Annotated in this window: 3 protein-coding genes and 1 tRNA gene; all 4 read right to left on the bottom strand. The window is 45.1% G+C overall.

Translation table 11 applies throughout. The features are described 5' to 3' along the window. Positions 1 to 21: 21 nt before the first annotated feature. Positions 22 to 98 (bottom strand) — tRNA-Arg (locus RT269_RS03505). 140 nt (positions 99 to 238) lie between these two features. Continuing rightward, complete coding sequence (locus tag RT269_RS03500; RefSeq protein ID WP_313180599.1) at positions 239 to 1,126, bottom strand: DUF3881 family protein; 888 nt, start codon at positions 1,124 to 1,126, stop codon at positions 239 to 241. A gap of 257 nt (positions 1,127 to 1,383) precedes the next feature. After that, positions 1,384 to 2,718, bottom strand: coding sequence for an NADP-specific glutamate dehydrogenase (gdhA, locus tag RT269_RS03495; protein ID WP_313180598.1), 1,335 nt, complete (start codon positions 2,716 to 2,718; stop codon positions 1,384 to 1,386). A 173-nt stretch (positions 2,719 to 2,891) separates the two neighbouring features. Then, positions 2,892 to 18,221, bottom strand: a complete 15,330-nt coding sequence (locus RT269_RS03490) for a doubled motif LPXTG anchor domain-containing protein (RefSeq protein WP_313180597.1) — start codon at positions 18,219 to 18,221, stop codon at positions 2,892 to 2,894. Positions 18,222 to 18,358 lie beyond the last annotated feature (137 nt).

The following is an 18,358-nucleotide window of genomic DNA, read 5'->3' as shown; positions in this document are numbered from 1 at the left end:
AAGGTTTTCGGCGTTTTTGACTGGCGTTCCTGAGCGGATTCGAACCGCTGGCCTTCCGCTTAGGAGGCGGACGCTCTATCCTGCTGAGCTACAGAAACACTTATGAAATTTTATGTGGGGCGAATCCCCAAAAGTGAACGCTCTAAACTCCCTTGAACGTCATTCACCCGATCCCGCAGAGTGCGGTCCGAATACTATTATATTCACAATCACACTTTTCGTCAAGACATATTTAAACTTATTCTACAGGCTCTGTAAAATTCACGATGCCCTGCATCCATATTTGTCCCTTAAACCTGCGCCCGATCTCCGGAGTTCCCACCAAATCTTTTTTCGCAATTCCCACATGGAAGATAAGGTCACTGCACTCCAAAGTGAAATCATAAACCTCTTCCTTGGTGATCTGATTTTTCTTCTCATCTATCTTTATGATCTCTCCAATAATGGAGTACTGGTCACATTCCACACCGCAGGGCATAAAGCAGGAATCAATGATGGAATACAGATCCTCTTTCATCACCCTTCTGGAAGCCTGGGAATATAGATCAATATCTTCAATGGTAAGAGTCTCCATCGCGTCTTCATCGCCGTTCTTAGCCGCTTCTAAAAGCGTATTACGGTCCATTGCCGCCACTCTGGCCTTTTCCTTCTGAATTTCTGTTTTTTGAATGGGAAGAAGGACCTTCCCACTTACTGCGAGGCCGGAAAGGCAGACATCTTTGGTATCCATAGAATGATGATCAATGATCCGTTCCCTGCACTCAAAGGAATTGTCTATATAGAATATGAGGGAAATCCCCACCTTAAATTCATCCAAAAGGCCGGCATAAGTTTCCCGCTCCGTGTGACGCTGGATGGAACAGGTTACTTCTGATGTCATATCATTGCTTTTCAAATATGGATAATAATAGCTTCTTTGAAATTTTCCTTCCCGGTCCATTTCTCCAAAGACAGCAATCCCCATACCCGGAGCCACTTCCCTGCGAAGCTCACAGAGATTGGATTCCTCATCAATTTGAATCCGTTTCAGGCCGGACAAATCTTCACAGAGCTTATCCAACAATTTTTCTATTTCCTTGTCTTTTTGATATTGGCTGAAACCAATGGTTCTCAAGAATTTATGCATAGGATCATCACCTGCTTTCTAATAATCTTAAGGAAGTTCAATTCGCCGCAGTTCATCGAACGGCTGATTTACTAAACCTGGGCTGCGCTATGCCTGCCTTTATTTTAATTATTCCCGGAAAACAATAAGGCGAAGTATACTCCGCCTCAAGCCTTAACGATTATTATATACTAAAAATGATGATAATGCCAGCATAATTTTCTTATTTTAAAAATTGGGACCAGTTCCCTTTTTAGGGGAAGTGGTCCCTTCTTTTCTTATACGATTCCCTGTGCCGTCATGGCTTCAACGACTTTTTCAAAGCCGGCAATGTTTGCACCTGCCACATAATTTCCTTTTACGCCGTAACGCTCTGCTGCAGAAGCTGCCTTAGCGTAAATATTGATCATAATGTTATGAAGCTTTTCATCCACCTCATCAAAGGTCCAGGAAAGCCTCTGGCTGTTCTGGCTCATCTCAAGGGCGGAAGTTGCTACTCCGCCTGCATTTGCTGCCTTGCCCGGCATAAAGAGCATTCCGCTTTCTAAGTAGTACTCCGTTGCTTCTCTGGTGGAAGGCATGTTAGCACCCTCAGCAACCGCAAAGCAGCCGTTCGCTTTCAGCACTTTTGCATCATCCAGATCTAATTCATTCTGTGTTGCACATGGAAGGGCGATGTCACATGGGATGCTCCAGATGCCTTTTCCTTCCGTATAGACAGCCGTTTGACGCACATCCACATATTCTTTGATCCGTCCGCGGCGTACTTCCTTGATTTCCTGGATCAGGTTAAGGTCAATTCCATCCTTGTCATAAATATAACCGTTGGAATCGCTTAATGCGATGACCCTGCCGCCCAGCTGCTGAACTTTTTCCGTAGCATAGATCGCTACATTACCGGAACCGGAAATAACCACATTCTTACCGGCCAGCTTCTTGCCGTTATGCTTTAACATCTCATCGAGGATATATACAAGGCCATATCCCGTAGCCTGAGTACGTGCAAGAGAACCGCCATAGGTCAGGCCCTTACCCGTAAGAACTCCTTCATATAAGCCAGTCAACCGCTTATACTGGCCATATAAAAATCCGATTTCTCTTGCTCCCACTCCGATGTCGCCGGCAGGAACATCCTGATCTGCTCCGATATATTTGGACAGCTCGGTCATAAAGCTCTGACAAAATGCCATAACCTCTCTATCTGATTTTCCTTTTGGATCAAAATTGGAACCTCCCTTACCGCCGCCGATTGGAAGGCCCGTCAGAGAATTTTTGAATACCTGCTCAAAGCCCAGGAATTTTAAGATTCCCTGGTTGACGGAAGGATGAAGGCGCAGGCCTCCTTTGTATGGCCCAATAGCGCTGTTAAACTGGACACGGTATCCTTTATTCACCTGTACCTGACCATTGTCATCCACCCACGGCACACGGAAGGATATGATTCTCTCCGGTTCCACAAGGCGCTCTAAAAGACCCATCTTACGGTATTTTTCTTCATTGGCATTGATGACAAGCTTTAAGGAATCAAGCACCTCTTTGACTGCCTGATGGAACTCAGTTTCTCCTGGGTTCTGGCTCACTACCCTGTCATAGACTTCATCCACATATGACATATTATTTTCCTCCTTTGATTGGTTATGCATACTTCTCATATATGAAGTATTACATAAAATGGCAAAAAGAGGCCAGAACTTTTTAAGTTCCGGCCCCTTTGCCTTGTTATAACTTCTAAAAAATTATAACAAGTTAATTTAATAAAGTCAATAAACAGATTTCCTTTATTTTATTAATTTTCTTTTTTCTTTTTGCTAAGTGCCGCATAAAGAGCCATCATGAATCCGGACAGAGTCACCATCACCTTACCGGCGGCATTTAGCCGGTCACCTGTCTTAGGCAGCTTGGCAAGGGGTACGTTTCCGTCGTCAACAATTAACAGATCCACGGATCCTCCGTTTGGCAGGTCTGCAAGCGGCACTGGGTCTGGCACAATCGTTACCGTTTCACCCGGACCACCTGGGTTATCCTTACCGGAAGGTCCTCCTGATGAACCTCCTCCGCCTTTGACTTTTTCATCCTGAATGGTAATGGTAAAGCTATTGATTCCATCGAATGTCACAGGCGCTATATTGTTGTTGATATAATATCCGGCCGGAGCTTTTGTCTCAAGAAAGGTGTAGGTGTCCTTTGGCAGCCTCTTTATCACAAACTGCCCGTCGCTGTCGGTTACAAACCTTCCTGCTGCCGCCTTATCGTCCGTATATCCGGCAAAGGATCCCTGATCCAGCTTTACATACCTTCCGTCAGAAGCCTTTAAGATAAACTCGGCGCCTTTTAGTTTCACATCCGCATAGACCGCATTGGTTTTTACTACCGTGATCTTTGACGGCATATTCTCAATCGCTCCATTTGTTTTTTCAAACAGTCCTGGCTTGGTATACCGGATCTCCTTATTGGAGTCATTGATTGTAAACTCTGCTGACCATGGAGTCGTTCCCAGAAGATATCCATCCGGCGCTTTTTTCTCGACCAGGCGGTAAGTGCCGTATGGCAGGTTTGTGATAACCCCTTTTCCGTTCAGCACAAAGGTTATGGTATTTCCCACCACCTGATCAGCCGTCCAGGAAACGCCCTCTGATGCCACCTGATGACGGTAGCTGTCCCAGGCTCCCGGAACCAGGGTAGAGAGATTCGACAGCACAAATTCTGCTCCCTCAAGCCTCCTTCCGGTATTTTCACCGTCTACCTTTTCCATTTCCAGATTTCCTGTGCTGATCTTATTCGTCACAGCAATGGTCACAAGGGCTTCATTTGAAACCGTCACTGCACTGATGTTGTCCTTTAAGATACTTACTTTGCCTTCCTCGTCGATCCTGATATAGAACGGTTCAATGAAATCGTACCGGTCGGTAGGGATTTCCCGGATCTGGTAATCCCCGTGCTTCAGTCCCAGGTAAATGATACCGTCCTCGCCGGTCGTAAACAATCCGGTGTCAGCGTCCGCGTCAGTCTTAAACCGGTTGGCTCCAAAAATTGATAAAACTCCATTTTCTTCATACCGTACTGGACCTAAGATCTCAAACTGGATTCCTCTTATTCTGTTTCCAAGATTATCCGATTTCTTAAGCTGAAGCTCAAACTGGGCCCGCTCATTGACTACTGCATTGCCGTTTCCTAGGTCAGCTTCCTTTTGGTCCTCTGTAATGGTAAAATCAAATTCTGCCTTGCCATTAAGGCTCAAATAGCCGTTTGGCACCTTTTCTTCCTTAAGAGTATACGTTCCATATGGGATTCCCTTCATGTCAACATGGCCGTTTGCCGCCGTAAAGTGGATTTTACCGTCTTCTGTCTCAATGTCACTGATTCCCATAGCTTCCAGCTCATCCTGGCTCTTATTTTTCAGGTTTTCTGCAAAATGGTCAAATGCTCCGTCTACCTTCCCTTCCCTCCTTGTCAGGGAGAACCGGGCGAAAGCAAGCGCTTCACCTGTTAAGTTGTCAACCTTATCAAATGCCAGAGATCCGGTTCCATAATCATCGGTAACGAAATCATTTCCGTCTGCCTGGACCGTGTAAGCCTCTTTTTCAGTGCTAAGTGTCACTTCATATACTCTGCCGCTTAATTCATAACCGGCAGGGGCTTTCTGCTCCTTCACATAATAAGTTCCCAAAGGAAGCATCTCTGATTCCCCAATGCCGCCATTTCCAGTTGTCATGGTGCCAGCAAGTGCTGTTAAGTCTTTGTCGGAGTAGATCTCAAATACCGCTCCGTCAAGCCTCATCTCATGGTTGTGGGATGCAGCCTTGTTGATACGTATTTTGGCCTTATTCCTCACATCATATACCATTACGGTTTCTGTATTGCCGGACCGGAGCACGGTAATCTCCTTATCAGCAGATACGCCGTAGCCCGCAGGCGCTTCGATTTCCTTTAAAACATAGTTTCCTGCCGGGAGACGTTTTACAGTAACCGTTCCATCGCTTCCGGTAGTAAATGCAGAACCTTCCGCCTGGCTTTCCTTTATTCCGGTATAAGAATTGTTTTCATCCAGAGCCACATACTTTCCGTCTGTGGTCATCAGCACAAACACTGCACCAGACAGTATTTCTTCCGTCATCTGATCCCGTTTTTCAATGGTAAGCTCATGAGGCGTATTGACGATTCCATTGCTTCCTGTCAGGTTCACACCTTCGGCACTTTCAATGGTAAAATCCTTCACCCATCCACTTCCGCTGCTGAATAAATATCCTTCCGGCGCCTTGATCTCCTTTAAGGTGTAGCTGCCGTATGGGATCTGTGTCAGAAGACCTTTCATCGAACCTTCGGTTCCGTCTACCTGGAACCTGATATAGAGCCTTCCGTTCTCGTTTCCTGTTGATACATGGGATACTCCAAGACCGGTCACATGATTCTGGTAAGCGGCAAATGCTCCGTCAACTATTGAGGTTCCGCTTAACTCAAACTGTGCTCCCGTGATGGACTTCCCGGTTTCCCCGTCGGTCTTTTCTAAGTTAAGGGATCCGGTTTTGATCACATTCTTTACAATCAGGTTGATCTGGTTCTGTTCTGAGCTGCTTAACGTTAGCTCGCTTCGTCCTTCCCCATTTAACAGCGAAACGGTTCCATTTACATCAATTCTTACGTAGAATGGTGCTACTGTTTCATAGCCCTCTGCATCAAGCTCCTCTATTTTGTAATCTCCATATGGGAGATTCCAGGTAATGCGTCCGTCTTCATCGGTCTGTTTTACTTCATATCCGCTTTCAGACGGATCATTTAACTTAAATCTGTCTTTGCTAAACGGGTTCCATGAACTGCTTTCATATTTTCCTGGGCCGGTTATGGCGAACTTTATTCCGGCTACCTTGTCGTTGCCTGCATTATCCGCCTTCTTAAGGCTCAAGCTGTATTCGGTTCTGGTATTCTTAATTAGGTTGCCCTCAAGATTGGAAAGCACTGCCTTCTGCCCGTTGGTTTCGATCCGGAATTCGATATCAGCCTGCTTCTTTGTAATATCGTATCCATCCGGCACCCGGATTTCTGACAGGGTGTAGGTTCCGTATGGGATTCCGGTGAGTGTTACTTTACCAGTTACCACTTCAAATTCCACCGCACTGTCTGTTGCCGTTACCTTTGTCACTCCCATGGATTCCGGATCAGCCTTTATTGCCTCTATAAATGCCTTCCAGGCATCCTCTACCGCTGCATCCTTTTTCTCAATTCTAAAGGCTGCTCCTCCAAGCTCTTTTTCCGTCAATCCATCCAGTTTTGTAAATTCCAGACTTCCGGACACATATCCGTTCTTAACCGTTATAACACTTGGTATTGGGTTTTCATCTGTCTTAAATTCCTTGCTGGGAAGCTCCCAGGCCTTCTGTCCCTTTACCTGATAGGAATCCATAGGAACCATATCAGCGGTCTTTGCATTGGCAATTTCATATCCTGCAGTCGCCTGATCCTCTACTACGATATAATTCCGGTAATAGAGAAGCTCACCCGCATTCCAAATTGCCGACCTGCCGTCCAGAGCCGTACTTCCCTGGGCAACCGGATTTCCAAGTGCTTCCGTATTCGTAATTCCGTCTTTCTTAAACGCTGTCATCTCCTCATTCGTATACGGACCATATACGCTGAAATGAGCGCCTTCTACGGGATTTCCTGCTTCATTTGTCTTTTTAATTGTTACATTTCTAAATGGTACAAAACCAATGTCCTTTGTCTTATCATACACATCTCCCGTCGACCATAAGAAAAAGTCTTCCGATGCATAAGAACCCTTTCCACCTTTAAAGTTGCTGTCAAGGCTCTCCTCGTAATTACTTCCTTCCTTTACTAAAGTCTCAGGAAGCCTGGATCTTCCGGCCTCCGGATTTTCCCCGGTGGAAAGCATGGTGGGTTTCGCCAGCTTAAGCACCAGATCTTCATATCCCACGGGCATATCTTTGGTTTTCACAAAAATCTGGTAGTGAGCAGGATCGTCACCCTTAAGCTTTGATACGATTAAAGACTGATTGCTGTACCAGCTGTTTTCCTGATCCTTGGTGAACTCCGATCCCGTGATGCCAAAGGGCTTTGCAGGGGTCAGACCGTCAAACAGGAATCTGGCATCGCTTAATCCTACCGTACCATTATCTTCGTTGTCACCGCTCTTGCCGTACTTAAACAGACTGACCTCAAAATACCTGGATTGAAGCAGCGGAAACAGATCCGTAAGAAGATGATCAAGTTCAATGCTCTCATCCTGGATTCCATTATTGTTATCGTCAATCCATATCCGTCCGGATACCTTTACTTTACCCGGAATCAAAACCACCTGAACCGCATTGCTGGTCTGCGCTTGAATGAACTTGATCTCTGAAGCATCTGCTAAGTTTTGCTTGTAGCTGTAGGAGGTTGCAAAGTCATTGACCGCGTATCCGTAAGCCGCGTCATCCAGCTCCTTTTTTTCCGTATAAGGTACAACCGTTTCATAGGTCACTACCAGATTTTCTCCCGGAGCCAGATAGAATAAAGGATCTGTGATCTTAATGCGGATGGCTGAGGGATCATTGGAGCTTACGTTCCAGAATCCATCACTGTTGTCGCTAAGCATGGAATCCCTTCCTGCTCTTGCCGTAGCCGAATCTTTAAATACCTTATCAGAGTAAGTCACTTCATGGCTAAAGCCTGAAACCTTCCGGTCTGAATCATGATCCATTCTGTTTTCAATGGCAATGGACTGGATTCCCACATACTTCAGCCGGTAGTCACTTTTCCGGTCAAAGCCGCCGGTACTGTAATCCCCCTGCGCCGGAAGAATATCCATGAACTGCAGCTGGGTGATAAAGTTGCTGGCTGAATCATTGTTTACCATGAGCCGGTATAATACGCTGCCGTCAGAATTGGTAAGGTCCGTATCATCCGCACTCTTTCCCACCGTTCCTACCGTTGTACCAGATACGAATCTGGTGTCTAAATTCCCCTTTACCTCCTTATGAAGGACCAGCCCGGTACCGGTGCTCATGGTGTTCTCCGCAGAATCCGAAGCGTAGCCATAGCTGCGGTACTTTTCATCGGGAAGTTTAACATCCTTTGGCAGGTCTGGGCTGGGCCATTTGCTGCCAGAATCCGTTTTGATCATAAAGGATGCACCGGTCTGGTTTAATGAAAACGCAGGCTGCAGAACATCGCTGGTGACATAAAGTTCATTGAGAATGTTCTTTCCGTAATTAATAACGCTGCCCGCAATCTGTGCTTTTACTTCTACCGTAACAGATTCGCCTTTGGCTAAAGCTCCACTGAGCTGGATGAACAAAGTCTCCCGCCCGGTATCATTATCCACCTTTCTGACCGTATCTTCAATGGTAACCCCCTGGGGAGCATCCTTTAAGGTTACAGCCTTTAACAGATGGTTTTCACCGGCTGATTCCCCAGATACAGTAACTCCAAGAGGTACATAATCAATGAGAATGGGCTTTTGCATTGGAACAATATCAGGATCATTGCTTGTGGTATCATTTTTTACATAAAGCGTATAAGTCAGGATATCACTTGGCTGTATTCCTTTAATAGGATCAACACTCTTTTTCACCGAAATAGTCGGCGCCTGGCTCTGAATCACCTGGATATCGCATTCCTTTTCTGCCTGGCTCTTTTCCTGATTCTGGGCCAGGGTTCCGTTGACATCCCATGTTCTAAAGTCCATAGCCACATCGGCCACGTTGCGGATATATTTAATTTCTTTCTTATAGGTTCCGTCGGGCAGCTTTGCATCCTGACGGTTTAACTTTACCGTAACCTCTATGCTTCCAGGTACAAAATCATTTCCAAGGACATAATGGTTATCCGTAGAGCCTTTTAACGTGTCATCCCGGTAGCTGATCTGGAAGGATTTCACCTGTTTACCGCTTACCGGTTTTACCAGTCCGATCTCTCCATCACCGGACACCGCAACGCTCTGTACCTCTCCCACCTGGTTTCCGTTAAAATCATAGAAGGTTACATCAGCCATGATGGTACCTGTTTGTGCGCCCTTGATGCGGTTCTGTTCCGTGGCCTTCCCCGGCTTCACTCCGGTGATCGTATATTTTTCATTGGTATAATCAGCCTCTGGCAGCACTGATTTTCCTGCATCTAACATCTTTAAGCCCGTATCCGTAATTACAAACCGGTCCAAAGGTAAGCTGTTGACCACATGAGGCGTCAGGGTATAAGTCACTGTCTGGCCCTCATTCCACCATAAATCCTTTAATGTGGTTGTGAGAGATGTTTTATCCAGTGTTACTCCTGTCTTCTGTTTTACATTTGTAAACTCACAGGCCTCTGGAATAATACCCTTTGTGATTTCTATTTCTTTCCTGTAAATGGTTCTGGTATCATCCTTATTAATCACATAGCCCAGGCTGTTCTGGGTCACTGCCGTCTCTTCGATGATATAGGTTCCCGGTAGGAGTAAAACCGTAATTCCGTTTTCTCCGTAGGGGACTGAAACCATATCTCCAACCTGTTTTCCTGTTTCCTTTTCCGTTATTTTCATGAATACGGCAACGGAGCCACCAGGATTATCCGATTTATTTACATCGTTCTTAATGAGTCTTAAAGGCAGCGCTTCCTGGTTATGGGCTTTAAAGCCATAGACTCCCGGAGTAACGGTATTGTTTCCTGTCAGAACATAAAGATCAAGACCAGTTTTCGTTTCACCGTTCTTTATTACATCCGCGGTCGTGGGAAGGATGGTTCCCTCAGCCCCCTCAAAGGAAGCCATGCGGAATGTATCCAGGCCATTTTCCTTCTTTGTTACCTCATAAACCCCGTAGGAATCACCTGCCGGCAGATCAAGCCCCCGGAAGGAAAGTTTCCCCTGTGAATCGGTGGTTCCTTCTGTAACATAAGTCCAGGTACCTCCGGCTGATTTTCTGTAAAGTTCAAAGCTGATTCCTGGCTTAAGAGATTCCAAACCTCCGTTTCCGCTGTATTTGGTGATCTCTAAATCAATACCGCCCTGATTCATAACGGTAATCTCTGTTGTTTTACCTGTTTCTACTGCCAGGCCTTCCGCCGGTATGGCCGTTGTGATTGCAATATAGCCTGCAGGAGCATTCACTTCTTTTATATAATAAGTTCCAGGGCTGTATACTTTGGTGGAGAATACAATTTCATATACTCCGCTCTGCCCTATCTCAGCGAAATCTCCCACCGCTTTTGTCAGCTCCGGATCGGAATAAAGCTTAAAGGCTGCTCCCGTTAATTGATTGGACGGATCCATTCCATCTACCTTGGTCAGGCGTATCTTAGCCTTGGCATATTGGTTGTTCACTGTAATGGATACCGGTTTTTGGGAGGTAAAATCAGACACTCCGCCTACCTTGATATAGCCGTCTGCCTGAAGGGTTCCGCTATCTTCCAAGCCTGAGGCTGAAAGCATCCAGTCAGAGTTTTCCTGCTCCTTTAAATAATAGGCGCCGCCCTCCGGATTCTGAGGAAGGAGTACCGTTCCCTTTGCCGTGTAGTAACCATCCTGAGCTGCAAAACTTTGTATCTTTACCTGTACCGGTTTACTGTTTTCATCTAACACCTGTTTATAGGCATTATTGGAATAGGTGTAAATATCAAATACGATTTCAGCCGGGAGCTTACCAGCAAGGTTCTCATCATCTTTGAACCCGTCGCCAAAGAAAAGCTTCTTGGTTACAGTCAGCTCCGCTTTCTTTCTGTTTTCAATGGTCACAGAAACAGTGCCTTCGTATCCGCCTGCCATATCTCCCACCACGGCTGCAATCATCGGCTGAGCGTCAATGGTATAGCCTGCCGGGGCCTTCTGTTCGGTGATCCGGTACCAGCCAGGCTCACAGCCCTTCATGGTATAGAAACCGTCTTTGTTATCAGTCAGAGTCCCCTTAACTGCAAAGCCCTGATCCGGTTTCATATATCCTTCATCCGTTACATTCTGCAGAACTCCTCCGATTAGATCCGTACCGGAACGGAACTTTAGGTATTCCACTTTAAAGGTAGCTCCTGCCATGCCAGAACCACTTGCCTTGGTTTCTGCATCTGTCTTATGAATGACAAGATCAGCCAGACGCGGGTTCTTAACGACTGCGGTTGCCAGCTTTCCTTTCACGCCGTTTCCTACCGGAACCAGGGTTACCTTTTCTCCGTTCGCTTTTGCCTCATATCCCACATTCACTGTCGCTGTTTCAAAATATCCGCTGGTCACAGCTTTTGCCGCTTCGCTTCCTAAGGCTTCCGCCTTTATGGTGTAAACGCCGCTGTCCAGGTCATGAAAGCTGGCAGCATATTTTCCATTCGCCAGTTTTATGGTAGCCGCCTTGATCTCACTGCCGCCCTGCTTTTGAATGGTAAAGATGATCCCGCCAAGATCTATGAAAGGATTTCCTGCCCAGGTGGTCTTTTCAATTACCAGTTCCGGCTTCTCCGGGTTATAAACGTTTACAGTGGAAGGAGTGCTTCCAACTGTAAAGTATCTCCAAAGATCGTTCTCACCGGTATACATGGTAATATAGTTCTTCTGCTGGTCAACGGTCAGGGTTTCCTTTAGCCTATACCGTCCTGCTTTTAAGCCGTTGGGTATCTTTACCTGGCCATTGCTTTCCGTGGTATAAGTTCCGGTCTTTACATAGCTGTAACTGCCGTTTTCCCACAGATACTGCCAGATTTCAAACTGCACGCCGCTTAAAGGAGTTTTTCCAAGATTCAGAACCTCCAGTTCCTCATCGGTTTTACCAAAGGTACCGGTATCCGGTACGTATCCGTATTTTGCAAGAGTTACCGGATATTGATCCAGCACTGTGTTGATCAGACGGTATTCCTCAGATTTTCCCTGCTCCCAGAAATAGTGGGAATCTATGATACCCTTATTTTTTGGGATCGACACTTCCAGGTGGTGAAGGGTCGTATCCATCTGGATCTTGGAAGGCGCATATACCTCTTCCAGTCCAAAGAGAACTTTTACCTCTTCATTCTCAAGTTTAAGGATCCTGTCTATACTGGTTTCATCATATCCCTTGCTTTCAAGCTCAGCCTTAAGTTTCCCCATGCTGATCATCTTGGAAAGGGCATAGCCTGTTTTGTTCTCACTGTCGGATTCCAGACCGGTTTCAACCACTTCTACAGGAAGCAGCTTTTCTTTACTATCCGGATCCAGAAGCCATATCTGGAATTTAGCTCCGCCTAAAAGAGTTGGTTCTGCATTCGGCTTTCCGGCATCCTTTAACCATTTGTTTAATGCGATCTGGAAATAGTATGCATCAAGACCTCCCGGTCCCTCTCCATGCTGATTTTTCACCACAGCGATTTGTTCATTCCGCCCGTTCTCATATAGGTGAAGCATATCATGATATCCTGAATAACCGGAGTCTTTCGGTGCAAATACTGCTACGATCTGCCGTCCCCCTGGCAGCTGGTATCCTGGTGCTGCCTCATCCTCGACTAGCCAGTATACCTTACCGTTTTCCAAAATGGCAGTATCAAATTCTCCATCTGCCCTTGTTCCTGTCTTCGGATTGATCCTGGTGCCGCTCTCATAGCTGTCAACCTTCTCAAACAGGCTTTCATCAGCCAAATCTTCTAAACGGATTCCTGACAGGTCTTTCTCATCCCCCTTCATCTTATAAAGGGTAAATTTAGCTCCGTTGACTTTTTCCGCTGAATGGGAAGTTTCATCAAGTGCCTTTCCATCACAGGTTTTTAAGATATTAAACTGGACCCATGGCTTATAGTTATAAAGCGGATCGGTATTCTGGATTAAAGTGTCCGCTGTTTCTGCAAGATCCTTACCCGTATATTTCACTGCATTGTACGTACCTGCCTCTAACTCTGAAACAGAAAGAGTGTTTGGCGGTTCGCTGTTACCTTCTGCCAAAGGTGTTTTATCCATCATATTCAGATCAAAACCAAAGCCGGTCTCTTCCTTGGTTGGAACCCGGACTTCAACCACATAGTAGGTATCATTCCGGTTAATGTCATAGAAGGTTGCAATTCCGTCATAGGTATTGGTGGTTTCTGTTTTCACGTAGTCTGCTGTGATGCCGTCTGCATTTACTTTATAGAGGGCCAGTTTTACGTTTCCAAGAACATGATCCACCGGATAGAATTGATAATTCCATCCATCTCTCCAATATTTCTGGGTACGGATGGTCAGCTTGGGTTCGTTCTTAATAACAAGCGGACTTCCGTTTATATCCCCATTGACCGTAGTGATGACTTTGCCTTCCATTAAAGTAGTCGTTAAAATTTCATGGGAGGGCAGATATCCGTTCGGCGGTGTTATTTCTGCAATAACATAAGCAATCCTGCTTCCATCGGTGTCGAAGATCTTAAGACTTGTGCTGTCAAAGGTTGCCTGACCGCTCCCGCTGGCAGTTGCCGTCTGAATCGGATCAAGAATGCTATCTTCCCAATTATTTACATCAAATCCTTTCGCTTTGAAAATACCAAACACTGCCTCGTTCACAGTGATATCCCTCAAAGCATCTTTTTTGGTGACCGTTACTTTTCCATGATCCTTATAATTTACTAACGGCTGATTCGGTCCTGCCAGATAAAGATCCAGATTCTTTTCGCTGCTTGCAGATGCTGCTGTTATGGTGACCGGTCCATAATATACATCGGTTCCGGAAATCTCATAACCAGGATCACCTGGATGGGTACCTTGTGCTTTCTCAGCATCAGAAAGCAAATGATAAGGATTGATATTACCGCTTGGAACCACTTCTTTAAAGTAATACGTTCCAGGAGCAAGCTGAGTTGAAACACTGGAATTTAAACTGCCTGCAATTGTAAAGTCACTGCCGTTCTTTACATAGACATCAAATGGTATTACTGCATTTTGATTTTCCGTTCCGTTTGCATCGTATTGCGTCTTCTTGATGGAAACGGATTTATATGGTTTATTTTCAAAGGTCCGGCGAGTCTCCATGTTTCCCTGGGAAAACCAACGTTCCAGATCTGCTTTTAGAACAGGCCCATTAGGAGTTGTGATCTTAATGTCATTCCCTTTTACAAAATTCACAGGAGCCACTGTTTCTTCAATGATATAGTCTGTTCCGGGATCAAGAATAACATATATCCCCTCATTGGATACCGCACCGTTGAAAATCACTGCCTTATCGGCATCTCTCGTAATTTTAAATTGTGCTGTTATCGGATTTTTATTATCTGTGATATCAACCTTATAAAGCCAGTAAGGAATCTTCTGAGGAATGTTATAGGCCTTTACAGTGGTATCACTTTCTCTGGTTACCTTATAAGGGCCGATGAAAACCTGATCCTCTGAAATAACCGTCTTCCCAGAATCCTCTGGTTCCAGCCTTCCGCTGCTGTTAATCTCAGACCAGTAGTATTCCTTTGTTACATCAAGGCCTTTTACCAGAATTTCTCCATTGCCATCTGTTGTATAAACTTTCTGGGGCAATACTTCAGTAAAGTCATTCCCAACTTTATAATAAAGGTTAAACTGGAATCCACTTTTGGAAGCATTCTTATTTAAACGATTGCTGTTAATGGACCAGGCATCCTTTTGAAGTTTTAAGGTACCGCCCTTATTATTTTTCAAATCCTCCTGGGTCATTTTTAAAGCTTCAAGAGTAAAGGTCTTATAAATGTAAGTCTTATTCTCCTTTGTTTCCAGTGAGAAACCGTCTATGCTTCCATTTCCGTCAGAATATCCTTCGGGAACTTCTTCAACGACGCGGTACTCAATTATTTTGCCGCTTCCATCAAAAACCGGAAGAATCGCAGCAAACTGGCTTGCGTTATCAAGAGAGTAGTTTGTTTTGGAGCCAACGCTCACTTTTTCCCATGTTCCTTCCACATTCTTTTCAAACCAGAACTTATCGTTAAAGTCTCCTCTGTAGGAACCGGGTACTTTTATATAATCACCCTTGTCATCCTGCATCCACTTTGTTACATTTACCTTTGCTTCATTTAACGTGTTGACAAGGATGTTATTCCCGGTTTTCACAGGTGATGTCTTACCGGCTTCTACGGTCACTTGATAATCATGATTGTCAAGGATATAACCATTGGCACTTTTTTCTCTCACAATGTAATCGCCAGGCGTAACAGGCTTAAACAACACATATCCCTTGTTATCTGATTCTACGGTTTTAACCTCTGAAAGACTTCCATCTTCATTTTTCTGATAAAGAGTGAATTCTGCTCCATCCAAAGCTGCTAAATCCGTTTCACTAAGATCTGCGCTGGTCCAGGTACGGGCCTTCTTATAAAACTCAATGGCTCCTTTTCCAATGACTTCGTTTACTACCGTGACCTCTGCTTTTTCATCAGCCTTTAAGGTGACTTTAATATCATCTCCACTTACAACGGTATTTGTTCCCACCTTAGCAAAACTGAATTGGGTTCCAACAGGATTTGACTTCTCTTTGATCACATAGGTGCCCGGATCCACCTGGATCTGGATATAGCCATCGTCTCCCGTCGCGTAGAATCCGCTTTCTGTCTCTTCGTTTGAAGGATTGACCGCAATGTTATTATTGTTAATTTTCTGATTATGACTGTCTATAACCGTATAATTGTCATAAGGCGTTTGGCTGTTGTCAGAATCCAGGGAATAGATCTCGAAACCTGCCATCCCGGGATATTCTTTTTCCATGGCCAAGTCATATTTCCGGGTAAAGCCAAGGCCCTCGTCAATTTCCTTCTTTATCTTGATAACTGCAGGCTTATTGACTTCATGGACCGCAACATTCACATCAGAATCTTCTGTCACCATCTGATCAGCTCCCAGCTTTACATATTCCAGATGAGCCTTATTGTTGACGGTAAATACGGACTTGTTCTCTGCGCGTTCATCATTGTATTTCAGCAAAAACGGTTCATAGGGATAACGGGCGGTTACCAGATAGGAGCTGTAGGTAGGTGCCTGATCCGACACATAAATGTGGTCTGCCCGGTTTTGTCCCTGGGTTTTAAATTGATCAATGGTAATCGACCCATCCTCATTGTTAATCACCTGGATATCAGATCCGTCTCCCCATGTGGCTGTTACGGAAACAGGCTTCATGGCCTCAGGCGCATGTTCCGTGAGGATCTTAAGAGAGTCTGTAATCTTATAAGAATCCTCCTTAAAACCGGTACGGCCATAGGTCTGGTATATCGTTCCGCTCGGCTGTCTGGATATTTCGCCTGAGCTTCCATACATGCCTACTTCAATCAGGTAGGTAATGTCCACAAATTCAGGGTTTCCTGCGTTGTCTCTTACCACCGTATAAGCGTTATCCCCAGGGCTTACACTCTTTTTAATATGCCATACATCATCGGACACAAGAGTCATTGTGGTATCCGCCGGCTGCTCCGCACAAGTAATTGTTTCAATATTTCCCGGATAAGTCACATGTTCCTTATCTGTCTTATCCGCTACCTTAACATCAGCATAGAAAGCCACGCTGTCCTGAGGCAGTGTAAATTCCTCGCCAACCGCTCTTTTTCCATTTCCGTCAATATAGGCATTCATGGTTATATTGTCTGATTTGCCTGGACGGATCACATTCTGCTCATCTCCCACGCTGATTTCATAAACTTTTTCCTCACCATCAGAAGATACCAGCTTAACTTTTCCTGGCTGCTCTTCTATGGCAATGCCATCAGGCACCGTAAAGAGGATTTTTGCATTCTCATAGGAATCAAACAAAGAAAGCTTTCCTCCTGCAGCATATTCATACAGAGGTGCTGCCTGCATGGTATAGGTAATGGTATAGGTATATAAAATTCCTGCCTTTATGGAACCGGTCTTGCTTTGTGAAAGATTCACTTCAACCGCTTCCTTCTTATCTGCAGCCTCTGGCCCATAATAAGTCAGAGCCGTTTCATAAGGACTAAGCTTTCCTTCACTGTCCACTTCCGTATTAAGCAGGGTCATTCCATAGCTGTGTACTACCATGCCAAAGGATGGCTGGCTGAGAAATGAGAATAGATTTATCTTCTTTTCCTCTCCATTTAAGGTGGCCATATCTGTTCCCATCAGGGCTGCCCGTTCCTCTTCAGACAGGATCTTCGTATCCCCTGCAGAGACAAGATCAGCATCACCACTGCCGGAATCATCCATGTCTGGTTCAGAAGCTGTTGCCCGTGTATATTCAGTACTGAAAAGCACAGGGACATCATGCCTTGATACTGAGACCCCATTAATACTCAGGCTGCTTACAGAAAGATCTTCCCCAGATCCTTCAGAATCGGAATCTTCCTCCTTGACTGCATTCTCTGGTTTTTCTAGGGCTTCCCTGGAATGCTCTTCCGTCTTAGTCTCTTTCACATCCTCAGACTGGCTTTGTGTTTCTTCCGCCGGCTCCGAAAGATTCTTATCAGTCTCACTGCTTTCCTGAGCCTCGGTTTCCTGGAGCTCTGTTTCCTGGTTCCCGGTTTCTTCCCCATCCGTCTCCTGAGCCTTGGTCTCTTCCTCTGTTACAGCAGTTGTTTCCTTGGTCCCGGTACTCCCGGAACTCCCAGAGCCTCCGGATTGTTTCCCGGTTGAGGATGGTTGTGCGGAAGTTTTTGAACGTTCCCCTATCACTGAAAATTCTTCCAGCCGGGCGTCTGTGATCATTAAATCATCACCAATGATCCGCAGCCTGAATTCACAATCCCGGTCCTTATAACCATTAACACCAATGATCTGAATATTCTTTAAGAATGATTCCTGCTTGATCCGTTCGGATTTATCGGCTTCGAAAAATGGTTCTCCCTCCAGGGTATCGGATACCACCACCAGATACATGGCTTTTCCAGTTTTTTTCTGGAGCACCAGAGTCTTTCCCTCCAGTTCTTCATACAATTTCCCTATGACCAGATCCTTTTGATCCCCCTCAAAAGGGATTAAATCTTCCTTTAATTCCGGTCTTCTGTCAAAATCCTTTTTAAGAACCTTTTCAATGGCTGACTGGGTGACTTGGACGTCAATAATCCTTGCCGCTTCGGACGGAGTTGCTTCCGACGGAGATGCTTTCCCTGCATTGGCTGAAGATTCACTTCTTCGTTCTGTAGTCTCAGAGGCATATGCGGTCGTAACTGTAAGCTGTGATATATTTCCTGAAACAATCGCAGCCGTCAGCAACCAGGCAATTACCCTTTTAAAGCGATGCACTTTCTTCACTGCACCATTCATACTTTAACCTCCTTTTTTATTTCTATCTTCATGTAATAATCTATTAATAAGCCAAAAGCTGTATTTTCTATTTATTCAGTATATAATCCATTGGTTACAGTTTGGTTATATTATCCTGGTTTTCAAAAATAATCTTT

This window comes from Lacrimispora sp. (assembly GCF_032078915.1).
GTDB lineage: Bacteria > Bacillota > Clostridia > Lachnospirales > Lachnospiraceae > Lacrimispora.
Note: the sequence above shows the minus strand (reverse complement) of the source record. Positions and strands in the feature narration are given on the sequence as shown.

Coding starts and splice junctions, on each gene's coding strand:
- RT269_RS03500 (WP_313180599.1), bottom strand. CDS start 1,126: ATGCATAAATTCTTGAGAACCATTGGTTTCAGCCAATATCAAAAAGAC.
- gdhA (WP_313180598.1), bottom strand. CDS start 2,718: ATGTCATATGTGGATGAAGTCTATGACAGGGTAGTGAGCCAGAACCCA.
- RT269_RS03490 (WP_313180597.1), bottom strand. CDS start 18,221: ATGAATGGTGCAGTGAAGAAAGTGCATCGCTTTAAAAGGGTAATTGCC.